Here is a 13,073-nt window from a genome sequence, read left to right as displayed (position 1 = left end):
CCCAGAGGGTGTGGGGTCCGGGCCCGTTTCGGGCCCGGCACCGCGACGAGCGGTGCGTGTCCCGGTCAGTCCACGCCCGCGGCCTCCAGGGTCCGGGCGTCGGGCGCCTTGGTGAGCATGCTTCCGACGAACAGGGCGAGGACGGCGGCGGGCAGCGCGATGATCACGCCGTTGAATCCGCCCGGGGCTCCGGCCACCTCCCAGCCGATGGTGACGGCCGTGCCCGTGATCAGCGCGGCCACGGCACCGGTCGTGGTGGCGCGCTTCCAGAACAGGACCGCGAGCACGGCCGGGGTGATCGCCGCGCCGTAGACGGTGTACGAGTACATCTGGAGGTCGAGGACCGTGGGGAAGTACAGACCCAGGGCGACCGCGACCAGGGCGATGGCGACGACGGACAGGCGCTGCACGACCAGGGTTCCCCGGTCACTGATCTTGTCCCCGCCGAACCTGGCGAACAGGTCGAAGGCGATGTTGGAGGCGCCGGAGAGCATGAACGACGAGCCGGTGGTGACGACGAACGCGACGGCACCGGCCAGCAGCAGCCCGCCGATCAGCGTGGGCAGGTGGCCGTCGGTGGCCAGGCGCAGGACGGACTCGTCGCCGTTGATCCCGGGCATGAGCACGGCCGCCGAGGTGGCCAGCATGATCACCGGAACGAACACGAAGAAGCTGGCGATGAGCATGCCCAGCGTGGAGTTGCGGGCGGCGCGCTCGTCCTTGGCCGCGGCCAGCCGCTGGTAGAGGTTCTGGTCCGCCAGCAGCAGCAGGAACAGCGGGAGGAAGTAGCCGAGCAGCTGGAGCGGGCTGAGCCCACCGCTGGGCGTGCGGGCCGCCTCGGGCAGCCCCTCCCAGTAGAGCGGCAGGCCTCCGACCGCCACCAGGATCAGCGGCACGGCCACGATCAGCGCGCCGAAGACGAGGATGGCCGAGACGAAGTCGGTGTAGGCCACGGAGAACAGACCGCCGGTGACGGTCAGGATCGTCACGACGGCGGCGACCACCAGGGCGCCCTGGGTCGTGGTGAGCGGCGTGATGAGGGCGAGGACGTAGCCGCCGCCGACGAACTGCGAGGCGACCAGGCCGATGTAGGCGATGGTGGTGACCACCGCCGCCACTGTGCGCACCCCGGTGCCGAAGCGGGCTTCGAGCAGTTCGGGCACGGTGTGCCGGGCGGCCCTGCGGATGCGGCGCGCGGCCAGCAGCAGGACCAGGATGCCCAGGGGCGTACCGGCGAAGAAGATCATGCCGGCCATGGGGCCGTGGTTGTAGGCGAAGTTCGCTCCACCGATGATCGTTCCCGATCCGACCCACGTCACGATCAGGGTCGCGATCATGACGGGCGTGGACAGGCTCCGCCCGGCGAAGAGGAAGTCCTCGCCGGTGCGGACCTTGGAGGAACGGGAGTAGTACAGGCCGATCCCGATCATCACCAGCAGGTAGGCGGTGATGAGGACCAGGTGGGTCGTTTGCATGAGCTGCCTCAGGAGGGGACACGGTGGGGTGAACTGCGGGTGAAGCCCGATGTAACCAGCAACGATGTCAATTATGCAATGCTTGTTGCATCTGGTGTGTCTCAGATCACCTAGAAGAGCTCGGCCCGTCGCCAGAGTTCCTCGGCCCGCCTGACCGACTCCAGCGCCGCCTCTCCCCCGGCTCGCGCCAGTTCCGCCAGCACCGCGTGCACGACCGTCATCGCCGCGGTCAGGGACGGGAACATCCCCACCCCCTCACTGGGCACGGCCACGACGTGGTCGGCCAGCACGCCAAGAGGCGAGTCGCGCCGGTCCGTGATGAGGGCGATCGACACGGACTCCTCGGCGGCGATCTCCACCGCGCGACGCAGCGCGACCGGCAGCATCCACAGGTCGCAGACCACGAGCAGGTCACCCTCCCCCATCCTGGCCAGCGCGTTGGTCAGGGCGGTGCCCCCGGAGTCGAGCGAACGCACGTCGTAGCCCATGATCCCGGCGGCGTGGGAGAGCTGGACCCCGGGCGCGGCGAAGGTGCCCGAGCCCAGGACCAGGGTGCTCCGAGCACCGTGGATGGCCGCGGCGACGGCCCGCACCCGCTCGGGTTCGAGCGTCCGCTCCAGCAGCCTCAGGTTCTCCCGGTCCGAGCGCACCGCCGCCCGCACCGGGTCGGTGTCGGAGCCCGCGTGCTCGGCCAGCACCTCCCCCGCGCTGAGCGAGGCCAGGTAGCGCGAGCGCAGCTCCACCCGCAGGGCGGGCCATCCCGTGAACCCCAGCTGCTGGGCCGCGCGCACCACCGTGGCGACGTTGACCTCGGCCCTGGCCGCCACCTCGGCCGCGGTCGCGTAGGAGGCGAAACGGGGCTCGTCGCGCAGGACGTGCAGAACCCTCTCACTGGCCCTGCCCAGGCGCCCTCGCTCCAGGGTCTCCTCGATCCAGTCCGCCATCGGCCTTCCCTCCGTTCGAGCGGTCCGGAACACCCGGGTCGCGCCAACCCAGCGATACCACCCCCGTTCGACAACCGAGGCCAGATGCAACGTATATTGCATTGCATCGCTGCGGCTCGCCCCGCACCAGACCGCGCACCCGACCCCTGGAGGTTCCCCGTGTCCGACGGCCCCCGGCCCACCGCCTACACGAACACAGCCCTGCTCGACCCCGAGACCGGTTCCCGCACCCCCGGGTCCTGGCTGCTCGTCGAGGACGGCGTCATCGCGGCACGCGGCGCGGGCGAGGTACCGGTCTCCGTGACCGAACGGGCGGAGACCACCGACCTCGGCGGGGCCACCCTCATGCCCGGCCTCATCGACGCCCACGTGCACGTCACCGCGCTGAGCGCCGACCTCGGCGCGGTCGGCGACCACTCCCCCTCCTACGTCGCCGCCTTCGCGGCCAGATCGCTGTCCGACATGCTCGGCCGTGGCTTCACCACGGTGCGCGACGTCGGCGGGGCCGACTGGGGGCTCGCCGAGGCCGTGGACGACGGCCTCGTGGACGGCCCCCGCCTGGTCTTCGGCGGCAAGGCCCTCTCGCAGACCGGCGGGCACGGCGACTTCCGTCCGCGCGGCCGCCACGGCACGGACCAGCACGGGTGCTGCCCCGGTGCCGGTCTGGTCTGTGACGGTCCCGTCGAGTTCCGCAGGGCCGCCCGCGAACAGCTCCGCACCGGCGCGCACCACGTCAAGGTGATGCTCTCGGGCGGGGTGGCCTCACCCACGGACCGGATCGACTCCACCCAGTCGTCGGAGGACGAACTGCGCGCGGTCGTCGAGGAGGCCGAGGCCGCGAACCGCTACGTCACCGGGCACGCCTACACCGCACGCGCGGTCAACCGAGGGCTGCGCCTGGGTGTGCGCTGCATCGAACACGGCAACCTGATCGACGAGAGCAGTGTCGAGCTGTTCGTGGAACACGGGGCGTTCCTGGTGCCGACCCTGGTCACCTACCGCGAGCTGTCACGTCAGGGGGCACGCAACGGGCTGCCCGCCGAGAGCCAGGCCAAGGTGGACACGGTGCTGCACCGTGGGCTGGAGGCGCTGCGGATGGCGCACGAGGGCGGCGTGCGCCTGGTGTTCGGCACGGATCTGCTCGGGGGCATGCAGTCGCACCAGAGCGCCGAGTTCTCCATTCGCGGCGAGGTCCAGCCCGCGGCCGACGTGGTGCGTTCGGCCACCAGCGAGGCCGCGGCGCTGCTCGGTCTCGAGGGCGAGGTCGGCACGCTGCGCACGGGGGCGCGGGCCGACCTGATCGTCGTCGACGGGGACCCGCTCTCCGACCTCTCCCTGCTGGCCGAGCCCGAGCGGGGCGTGCGCACGGTGCTGCGTGACGGTGTGACACGGCGCACCAATTCGTAACGATCCCCGCCCCACCGGGGCTCGGACAGTGCGCTCGCGATCCCGTACGGGGTCGCGGGCGCACATCCTCGTGTCACGCCCGTTCGTGTCCACGCACGGGGCCTTCGTCCGCTTCTTCACACTGAAGTGAGGCCGCCCCCGGATCGATCCGCTCGCCTCCGACGGGGCCGACCGGTCCCGACTCGACTCACCGCCGAGGTGGCGCCCCCGCTCCCACATGCGAGTACGCTCTTCGGAGGCCACTTCCAGCTCTTCGGCCCCGTGGGGCTCGACCACTCCCGCACCGACCCTCGAAGGTCGGTACGCGAAGGTCGAACCACGAGCGGTACCCGGTCCGGAGCTGCGCGGAGGCCTCCTGAGTCAGTGCCCACCCGTGCTGTCGACCTCGCCGGGCGCCGACTCGGTCAGGGGCCGTCCCAGCCGTGGCGGCCACCGACACCCGCGTCGCGGACTCCTTCCGCGGCGCTGTTCTCGTTTCCCCGGGTTCCGTCACGCTCGCCTCGACGCCGATCGTCCCGCCGCTCCGTTCGGCACGAAGGGCGCCTGTCGCCATGTGCGCTCCGGGACGGTTCCCCGGATCCCGACCTTCCACAGACGAACAGGCGGTTCACTCCCGTGCGACGCTCACCCGACCCCAGAACGGTCGTACTCCGCTGCCCACCGCCGTGCGACGCCCCCCGCGTGTCCCCCGTGACCGCGGCGCGTATCGCCCGAAAGGTGTCGACACATGAATGACGCTCCGACCGGCCGAAGAACCGTCGGAGTGGTCTTCTGGGCCTCTCTGGCGATCTCCGCGCTGTTCGTGGTCTGGGGCGTGATCGCCCCGGAACACCAGATGAACACGATGAACTCCGCCCTGAACGCGATCACCTCCGGATTCGGCTGGGCGTACCTGCTCCTCCCCCTCCTGCTTCTCGCGCTGCTGGTCGGACTGGCCTTCAGCCGCTACGGACGCGTCCGGCTGGGCGCCGACGAGGACCGCCCCGAGTTCGCCACGCACACCTGGATCGCGATGATCCTCTGCGCGGTGATGGGCATCGGTCTGGTCTCCTACGGCATCGCCGAGCCGATCTCGCACTTCGCCGTCCCGCCGCACGACCTCGCCGAGCCGGGAACCCCCAAGGCCGCCGTGCTGGCGCTCCAGTACTCGTTCTACGACTGGGGCCTGCACGCCTGGGCGATCTTCGCCGTCTTCGGTCTGGCCCTTGGGTACTCGATGTACCGCAAGCAGCGCCCCGGCCTGGTCAGCGCGCTGTTCCGGCCTCTCCTGGGCCGGCACGCCGACGGCCCCGTCGGTAAGGCCATCGACGTCTTCACGGTGTTCGCGACCCTGTTCGGCACCACCACCTCGCTCGGCCTGGGCGCGCTCCAGATCGACAACGGTCTGAACCGCATCCTGGGCACGCCCACCGGTGCCACCACCCAGGTCGTTATCGTGGTCGTGGTGACGGTGCTGTTCAGCCTCTCGGCGGCCTCCGGGGTCAAGCGGGGGATCCGCTACACCAGCGAGATCAACCTGTCAGTCGCCTCGGTGCTCTTCCTCTTCGTGCTGTTCCTTGGCCCGACGGCGTTCCTGGTCTCCCTCTTCCTGGAGTCCCTGGGCCAGTACGGCAGCGAGTTCCTGCTGATGAGCCTGCGGGGTCCGGCCTTCGGTGACACCGAGTGGCTCCAGGGGTGGACCTACTTCATGATGGCCTGGTGGGTGTCCTGGGGCGCCTTCGTCGGCGTGTTCCTGGCCCGCATCTCGCGCGGCCGCACGATCCGCCAGTTCATCCTGGTCGTCCTCGGGATGCCCAGCCTGGCCTTCTTCGCCTGGTTCTCCGTGTTCGGCGGCTCGGCCATCGACCTGGACCTGAACGGGGGCACGGACATCGCGGGCGCCACCGCCGCGGACCTGAACAGCGCCTTCTTCGTGACGCTGGCGGAGTTCCCGCTGCCCATGGTGACGGCGACGCTGGTGGTGATCCTGGCGGTGCTCTTCTTCGTCTCCGGGGCCGACGCCAACACCTACGTGCTGGGCATGCTCACCACGCACGGGTCCATCCAGCCCCGGACGCCGATCCTGCTGCTGTGGGGGGCGGTGACCGGCGCCCTGGCGATCATCCTGTTGATCTCGGGGGGTCTCAACGCCCTGCAACAGACCGTGATCGTGGCCTCGGCGCCCTTCCTCGTGGTCATCGTGGGCGTGGTGGTCAGTTTCCTTCGCGACCTGCGCACCGAGCCCGCCGCGGCTCCCTGCCCGCACCATGACCACGGCGCGGCCCAGGAGGACGCACCGGTCCGCACGGGCTGACCTCCGGGCACCGGCACATCGCGACAACGCCCCGGCCGCCACGGGACCACCCGTGGCGCCGGGGCGCGCCCGTGTCCGCCTGCCCTTCTGGACGGCGGGGAGCCGCTCCGGTTCACTGTGATCGCCACGGGGAACCTCCCCGCGCTCCACGGCCGCCCGATCCGATCACTCCCCACCCCCCTGGGAGCCCCTATGAGCCCCTCCCCCTCCCCCGAACGCTCCCCCGGAGCCGCCCGGAAGCCCCGCCTCGACCGCCGCACGCTCCGATCCGACCTGCGCCACCTCCTCTTCGACACCACCGCCGCCCTGGCCGTCACCTTCGTGATGTTCGTGGTCCTGTACCTGCGCGTCGAGGGCGGAACCTCACAGACCTTGGAGGTGATGCCCCACCTCGCGGACGCCCAGCGGTACTGGCTGTACTGGGCCTGCCAGGCCTTTGGCTGGTCCGCGCTGCTGTGGGCGTGGATCACCGTCATGCTCGGCCTGCTGCGAGCGACCATGCCGATCCCGTCGTCCCCCGTGAGGCACTCCCGGCTGGAACGCTGGCACCGGGTCACCAGCGTCACCACCATCGCGCTGATGTTCGGCCACGCCCTCGCGTTCTTCCTCGAACTCCTCAGGCAGAACGACGACGGCCTCGGCACGCTGCCGCTGCTGTTCTCGGCGTTCGTCGACGTGTTCGTTCCCGGCGGGTACTCCTCGGGGACCGGCCAGGTCGCCATCCTGTTGGGGCTGATCGCCCTCTACCTGGCGATTCCGCTCAGCCTGTCGTTCTACGTGCGGGCCTGGACCGGGTCGCGGCTGTGGCGGGTCCTGCACCGGTTCGTCATCGTCGTCTACGTGCTGAGCGTGTGGCACACCCTGCTGTACGGCACCAACGTGTGGTTCGACGGCGCGTTCCGGACCTTCGTGTGGGCGCTCCAGCTCCCCGTGGCCCTGCTGTTCCTGGCCAGGCTGCTCACGCCCATTCGCCCCGAGGAGCGCCTGACCCGGTCCGACCTCCAAAGGGGGCCGGTGTTCCCGGCCCTGGCCCGGCTCTGCGGCCGCCTCCTCGCGGCCGCCGCCGTGGTCGTCCTGCTGCTCGTGACAGTGACCGGCCGCGACGGCGGGCGAACGCCCGGGCAACCGTCCGGGGACATGCTGGTCACACAGCCGATGGTGTGGGGCGGCCTCGCCGTCCTGCTCACCGTCATGGGCGCGGTCGGGCTGGCCGTCCGCGCCTCCGGCCAGGAGCCCGAGCGCGCCCGGCGCACCGGGGACTCCTAGCGGAAAGGGCCGCCGGGTCAAGTCCCGGCGTGCCCCCGTCACGGCGGTCGGGCCCCGCGAACCGATCCTCTGCCCCGCCGTCCCCCTCTCCCGCCGTCACCCCTTCACCGCGCCCCGGGTGATGCCGTTGACGAAACTGCGCTGGAAGGCCAGGTAGACGACCACGATGGGGGCGATCACGATCAGGCTGGCCGCCGAGAGCAGCGGGATGTCGGTGCCGTACTGGCCGACGAACAGCCCCAGGCCGGTGGGCGCGGTGCGCAGGGCCGGGGTCTGCATCATCACGAGGATGAGCAGGAACTGGTTCCACGACCACATGAACACCAGGACCGACAGTGTGGTGATCGCGGGCCAGGAGATCGGGAGCAGTACCCGGGCCAGTACCACTCTGTCGCGGGCACCGTCCACCCGTGCGGCCTCCACCAGTTCCTTGGGGACCCCGGCGAAGTGCGACTGCATCCAGTACACCCCGAAGGGCAGGAACAGGGCGACCTCGGCGAGGACCACCCCGGTGTAGGTGTTGGTCAGGCCCACCTCGCGCAGGTTGAGGTACAGGGCGATGACCAGCAGTTCGACCGGCAGGGTGAGGCCCAGGACGAAGGCGAGGGAGAGCACGCGGCCGCCCCACACGCCGAGGATCGAGAGCGCGTACCCGGCCAGGGTCGCGAAGCAGACCGTCAGCGGCACGACGAACGCGGCGATGACCAAGCCCGATTTGGTCAGCTGCTCGAAGCGTCCCGCCTCCCAGGCGAGCCGGAAGTTCTCCCACGACCACTGCTCCGGCACGCTCAGGCCCCCGACCTGGGTGCCGGTGGGATGCAGCGCGGCCAGGACGATCCCGAGGAAGGGGAACAGGACCAGCACGGCGATCAGGGTCAGCACACCGTGGCGCAGGACCGACAGCGGGACTCCTCGACGCATCACTTCTCCCTCGCGAGCAGTCGGATCACGCTGACCAGGGCGATGACCAGCAGGGTCAGGACCACGGCGAGCGCGCTGGCCGCTCCGATGTCGCCCTCGTTGAAGGCGAGCCGGTAGACGAGCAGGGCCGGGACGTTGGTCTGCCCGGCGGGGCCGCCGTTGGTGGTGACGTACACGAGGTCGAAGCTCGCCAGCGCGGCGATGGTGGTGATGACGCCCGCGATGCTGATCTCCTTGCGGAGCCCGGGCAGCGTGACGTGGAGGAACCGGCGCAGCCGTCCGGCCCCGTCCAGCGCGGCGGCCTCGTGCAGCGCCGGGTCGATCTTCTGGGCGCCGCTCATGAACAGGACCATGCACAGGCCGCTCATGCACCAGGTGCCGATCAGTCCGAGGGCGACCAGCGCGACGTGGTAGTCGGCGAGCCAGGAGCGGGCCAGCCCACCAAGCCCCACCGCACCCAGGAACTCGTTGACCGCACCGTCGCCGCTGTAGAGCCAGCGCCAGGTGGTGCCCACCGCCACCAGCGGCAGCACCTGCGGCAGGAAGTAGACCGTCCGGTAGAAGGTGGTACCCCGGCCGCCGCGGGCGGTCAGCAGCCCCGTCATCAGGAGCCCCACCGCGATGGGGACGATCGAGAAGAAGAGGATGAGCACGAGCCCGTTGCCGATCGCCCCGGCCAGGAGCGGGTCCGTGACGACCCGCGCGTAGTTCTCCAGCCCGGCCCAGGTCGGGGGTTGGACCCCGTCCCAGTCCAGGAAGGAGAAGGAGAACGTGCTCAGCGCGGGGTAGATCGCGAAGCCGCCGTAGACGGCCAGGGCCGGCAGCAGGTAGAGCCAGCTCTTGAGCCCGGCCCGGACCCGCCTCCTCCGACGCGGGCGCCCGCCCCCGGCGCCGTGGGTCGGCGCGGGGGCGGGCGTGGTGTGCGGTTGCGCTTGAGCGCCGTCACTCATGGTGGCTTTCCCATTCGGCCTGCAACGAGGCGAGGAACTCCTCCGGAGTGGCGCTACCGGAGATGAGTCCCTGGATTCCGGGTGTGAGCTGGTCGATCATGCCGGGCGTGGCGTAGTCCGGGAAGGGGACGATCCCCTCGTTGTCCGCGACCGTCGAGAAGCCGAAGTTGACCTCGTTCAACAGGCCGTAGCTCTCGATCGGCGCCTGGGTGTCCACGGGCATGAAGCCGGTGGCCAGCTGGATCTCGGCCGCCTCGACGCTGCTGAGGTAGTCGAGGAAGGCGGCTGCAACGTCCGGGTGCTCGGTGTGGGAGGACACGGCGTAGGCGACGCTGGCGCCGGAGGCGACCGGTGCCTGGTCCACGGTGGTGCCGGGCATGAGCAGGAAGCCGACATCGTCGCCCATCTCCGCCTCCAGCTCGAAGGCGGCCCAGTTGCCGGTCACGAGGAACATGCTCTCCCCGTCGACGAACTCGGCGCGGGCGTCGTTGTCCGAGGTGGCGTTGGCGCTCTCGGTGACGTACCCGGCCTCGACCCAGCGGTGGAAGGTCTCGGTGGCCTCGGCGGCCGCCTCGGTCTCGATCGTGGCGCCCTCGGCCCCGTACACCCAGTCCTTGTACTCGCTGTGGTCTCCGAGCCCGTTGAGCAGGGCGTTCCAGATCTGGAAGCCGCCCACTTCGAGGCCGCCCACGCTCATGGGGGCGATGTCGGCCTCGTGGGCGAGTTCGAGGGCGGCCTCGAAGTCATCCAGGGTCGCGGGCGGCTCGGGGACCCCGGCCTCCTCCAGGACCTCGGTGTTGTAGAAGACGCCCAGGACGGAGAGGGCTCCGGGGGCGGCGTAGAGACTGCCGGTGGCGAACTCGGAGGCCTCGTCGTTGGACTGGAGGGGTTCCAGGCTCGCCTCGGGGAAGGACTCGTCCCAGCCGTAGGCCTCGGCGTAGGGGTCGAGGTTGAGGATGTGGCCGCCCGGGATGAGCGACCGCATCGCCCCGGGGTTGTACTGCGCGATGTCGGGGGCGTCGTCCGAGGTCATCGACAGGCTGATGGTCTTGACGTAGTCCGTGAACTGGGTCTGCTGGAGCTCGATGTTCACGTTGGGGTACAGGGACGTGAAGCCCTCCACCAGTTCATGGGTGGGAGGGTCGTCCGCGAAGGCCAGGGTCAGGGTGGCCTCCACGTCGCTGATGTCGGTGGAGACGTTGTCGGGTGTGTTGTCCTGGGCGGAACCGCCGGAGAGGGCGGCGCAGGCCGTGAGTGTGAGCACGGCCGACGCGCTCGCCAGCGAGAACGCGGCGGGGCGCAGAACCTTTTCCTTGGGGGGCATCCTGAATCTCCGTGATCCTTTTTCGCGGGGGGCGCCGAACCTCCTGGGGAAACCGCCCGACCGAACCCCCGACACGCGAAAAAGGGGAACAGCGGCGGGGGGAGTTCGCAGGTCGGGGGGCATTTCACCACCACGCACCCGCCCCGGCACGATATGGCGAGGCCTGGCACCCCAAGGCTTGTCCGGCCTCAGATCAATTATGTACTGTACGTAACTGAATTCTCACGACGCAACTTGGATAACCTAAATGTCCGCTATTGCAACAAATCCTCCAATTTGGGATTCAGTGGTGACCGGCTTGGTCACCAGGATTCTCGGTCCCGCCCATCCGGAAGTCCACTTCAGATCGCTCGACGCGCGGAAACGGTCCTTCGAGTACCGCGCCGAGGCGGGCGTCCTCAAGGTCGCCGCCACCGACGCGCTCGCCGCCGCCGTGGGTCTGCACACCTATCTGCGGAGCGTCTGCGCGGTCGCGGTCGGCTGGGACACCCCCCGCCCCCTGCCGGTCACCGAGTTCCCGGACGCCCCGACCACCGAGGGGACCGCCGAGACCGACCACCTCTACTACCTGAACTTCTGCACTCAGGGGTACACGTCCGCCTACTGGGACTGGGACGACTGGGAGCGCGAGACCGACTGGATGGCGCTGCACGGCGTCACCATGCCCCTCACCCTGCTGGGCCACGAGGCGGTGCTGCTCGACGCGTACACCGGACTCGGGCTGGACGAGTCGACGCTCCTGCGGTTCCTCGGCGGCCCCGGCTACCTGCCCTGGCAGTACATGGGCAACCTGGACGGCTTCCCCGGCCCGATGCCCTCCTCGTGGATCGACGGCCACCTGGCCCTGGCCCGGCGGGTCCTCGAACGCCAGCGCTCCTTCGGCATGACCCCGGCACTCCCCGGCTTCACCGGGCACGTCCCCGCCGATCTGGCACCCGGCCGGACCCGAACCCGCACCTGGCAGGGCTTCCGGACCCACGTCCTGGACCCCGCCGACCCCCTGTACGCACGCGTGGCCGAGGAGATCGCGCGCAGCCAGACCCGTCTGCTGGGCACCGACCACCTGTACGCCATCGACCCCTTCATCGAGATGGTCCCGGTGAACGCCGACCCCGCCTTCCCCGGAGCGGTGGCACGGGCCACCCTGGACGGCCTGACCAGGGCCGACCCGGACGCGGTGTGGGCGCTCCAGGCCTGGCCCTTCTCCTACCAGCGCGACTTCTGGTCCGACTCCCGGGTGAATGCCTTCCTGGACGCGGTCCCCGACGAGCGCCTGCTGGTCCTCGACCTCTGGGCGGAGGAGGATCCCCAGTGGTCCCGCCTGGACTCGTTCGGCTCCAAGACGTGGGTCTGGTGCGCCCTCCTCAACTTCGGCGGACGCACCGACCCCATCGGCGACCTCCAGGGCGCCGTGGACGGGATCAACGCGGCCAAGGCCACCGGGAACCGCCCCGTGGGCCTGGGACTGGCCATGGAGGCCACCCGGAACAACCCGGCCTTCTTCGAGCTCGTGGCGGACCAGGTGTGGACCCGGACCGGGAACGTGTCCCGGGACTGGCTGCCCGGGTTCGTCCGGGGGCGCTACGGCGCGGACGCGGACCCGGCCCTCCTGGCGGCCTGGCGGGCGCTGAACGCCACCGTCTACGGCGCGTCGGAACTACGGATCTTCCCCGAGCAGTTCAACGGGGTCCTGACCGCGCGACCGGGCTACGCGGACCTCGGCTCCCCCGGCCGCGTCCGGTCGGAGGTCTCCGGGCTGGTCTGGTACGAGTGGGCGGATCTCGTCGGGGCCTGGGAGTCCCTGGTGGGCGCGGCCGAACGGAGCCCGGGACTCGCGGACGGTCCCCTCGGCGGCGACCTGGCCGACGTCGCCATGGCGGTCCTGGCCAGGGTCGCCGACCACCGCTACACGGACCTGGTGGAGGCTGCGGCCGGGCACGGCGAGGTCCCACCGGACGGCGTGGAGCGGTTCCTGCGCGTGTTCGACGACCTCGACGCGCTCCTGGCCACCCGACCCGAGTACCGGTACTCGACCTGGGAGGCTCGCGCGCGGACGTGGGCCACCGACGAGACCGAGCTCGGTGTCCTGCGGGACAACGCCCGCCGTATCCTCACCGTCTGGACCACGTCCGAGGACACCGTGCTCGACGACTACGCCGCACGTCTGTGGGCGGGTCTGGTCGGTGGTTACCACCGGCCCCGGTGGAAGGCGTGGGCGGAGGGCCTGCCCCTGGCCCTCTCCGACCGGTCGGCGGCCTCAGCGGAGCTCGACCGGAGGCTGACCGGGATCGCGGAGCGCTTCCTGGCCGAGGGGGCGCCCCAGGTGCCGGTCCCGGAGGAGGGGATCGTGGGTCGTTCCCGCCTGCTCCTGGACCGTTACGGCCCCTCCGACGCCCCGTGAGCGCGGCCCCGAGGTGACCTCCGCTTCCGTGTGCGAGCCGCCGGGGGCCGGCTCCAACGCAGGTACCGGCGCCGCGTCGGTCAATGGAGGAC

The 13,073-nt window shown here is 70.6% G+C and carries 9 protein-coding genes; 4 read left to right on the top strand and 5 right to left on the bottom strand.

Annotated elements, in window-relative coordinates; genetic code table 11:
* Positions 1-65: 65 nt before the first annotated feature.
* Positions 66-1,475 (bottom strand): sodium:solute symporter, encoded by a 1,410-nt coding sequence (locus KBX21_RS05800; protein ID WP_049567435.1) that lies wholly within the window; start codon positions 1,473-1,475, stop codon positions 66-68.
* A 110-nt stretch (positions 1,476-1,585) separates the two neighbouring features.
* Positions 1,586-2,419, bottom strand: a complete 834-nt coding sequence (locus KBX21_RS05795) for a MurR/RpiR family transcriptional regulator (RefSeq protein WP_210841231.1) — start codon at positions 2,417-2,419, stop codon at positions 1,586-1,588.
* A gap of 159 nt (positions 2,420-2,578) precedes the next feature.
* Here KBX21_RS05795 and KBX21_RS05790 point away from each other — a divergent pair, with 159 nt between their 5' ends.
* The 3 genes from KBX21_RS05790 (at position 2,579) to KBX21_RS05780 (ending at position 7,385) form a co-directional block, all read left to right on the top strand.
* Complete coding sequence (locus KBX21_RS05790; protein WP_049567441.1) at positions 2,579-3,826, top strand: amidohydrolase family protein; 1,248 nt, start codon at positions 2,579-2,581, stop codon at positions 3,824-3,826.
* Positions 3,827-4,553: 727 nt separating this feature from the next.
* Positions 4,554-6,119, top strand: a complete 1,566-nt coding sequence (locus KBX21_RS05785; RefSeq protein ID WP_247665247.1) for a BCCT family transporter — start codon at positions 4,554-4,556, stop codon at positions 6,117-6,119.
* Between the two features lie 192 nt (positions 6,120-6,311).
* Positions 6,312-7,385: a ferric reductase-like transmembrane domain-containing protein gene (locus tag KBX21_RS05780; RefSeq protein ID WP_210841230.1), complete on the top strand. Its 1,074-nt coding sequence runs from the start codon at positions 6,312-6,314 to the stop codon at positions 7,383-7,385.
* 96 nt (positions 7,386-7,481) lie between these two features.
* Here the strand turns inward: KBX21_RS05780 and KBX21_RS05775 are convergent, their stop codons facing one another.
* Genes KBX21_RS05775 through KBX21_RS05765 form a run of 3 tightly spaced genes read right to left on the bottom strand, consistent with a single transcriptional unit; the run spans position 7,482 to position 10,580 of the window.
* Entirely contained in the window at positions 7,482-8,306 is an 825-nt protein-coding gene (locus KBX21_RS05775; RefSeq protein WP_210841229.1) for a carbohydrate ABC transporter permease, read from the bottom strand.
* Positions 8,306-9,256: a carbohydrate ABC transporter permease gene (locus KBX21_RS05770; RefSeq protein WP_210841228.1), complete on the bottom strand. Its 951-nt coding sequence runs from the start codon at positions 9,254-9,256 to the stop codon at positions 8,306-8,308. Before KBX21_RS05770 ends, KBX21_RS05775 begins: the two co-directional genes overlap by 1 nt.
* Positions 9,249-10,580, bottom strand: a complete 1,332-nt coding sequence (locus KBX21_RS05765) for an ABC transporter substrate-binding protein (RefSeq protein ID WP_210841227.1) — start codon at positions 10,578-10,580, stop codon at positions 9,249-9,251. Before KBX21_RS05765 ends, KBX21_RS05770 begins: the two co-directional genes overlap by 8 nt.
* A 247-nt stretch (positions 10,581-10,827) precedes the next feature.
* Here KBX21_RS05765 and KBX21_RS05760 point away from each other — a divergent pair, with 247 nt between their 5' ends.
* Positions 10,828-12,981, top strand: coding sequence for an alpha-N-acetylglucosaminidase TIM-barrel domain-containing protein (locus KBX21_RS05760; protein WP_210841226.1), 2,154 nt, complete (start codon positions 10,828-10,830; stop codon positions 12,979-12,981).
* Positions 12,982-13,073 lie beyond the last annotated feature (92 nt).

This window comes from Nocardiopsis sp. B62, from assembly GCF_018070675.1.
GTDB lineage: Bacteria > Actinomycetota > Actinomycetes > Streptosporangiales > Streptosporangiaceae > Nocardiopsis > Nocardiopsis prasina.
Note: the sequence above shows the minus strand (reverse complement) of the source record. Positions and strands in the feature narration are given on the sequence as shown.

Excerpts from the sequence above, each read along its gene's own strand:
- KBX21_RS05800 (WP_049567435.1), bottom strand. The coding sequence starts at position 1,475 with ATGCAAACGACCCACCTGGTCCTCATCACCGCCTACCTGCTGGTGATG.
- KBX21_RS05795 (WP_210841231.1), bottom strand. The coding sequence starts at position 2,419 with ATGGCGGACTGGATCGAGGAGACCCTGGAGCGAGGGCGCCTGGGCAGG.
- KBX21_RS05785 (WP_247665247.1), top strand. The coding sequence starts at position 4,554 with ATGAATGACGCTCCGACCGGCCGAAGAACCGTCGGAGTGGTCTTCTGG.
- KBX21_RS05780 (WP_210841230.1), top strand. The coding sequence starts at position 6,312 with ATGAGCCCCTCCCCCTCCCCCGAACGCTCCCCCGGAGCCGCCCGGAAG.
- KBX21_RS05775 (WP_210841229.1), bottom strand. The coding sequence starts at position 8,306 with ATGCGTCGAGGAGTCCCGCTGTCGGTCCTGCGCCACGGTGTGCTGACC.
- KBX21_RS05770 (WP_210841228.1), bottom strand. The coding sequence starts at position 9,256 with ATGAGTGACGGCGCTCAAGCGCAACCGCACACCACGCCCGCCCCCGCG.
- KBX21_RS05765 (WP_210841227.1), bottom strand. The coding sequence starts at position 10,580 with ATGCCCCCCAAGGAAAAGGTTCTGCGCCCCGCCGCGTTCTCGCTGGCG.
- KBX21_RS05760 (WP_210841226.1), top strand. The coding sequence starts at position 10,828 with ATGTCCGCTATTGCAACAAATCCTCCAATTTGGGATTCAGTGGTGACC.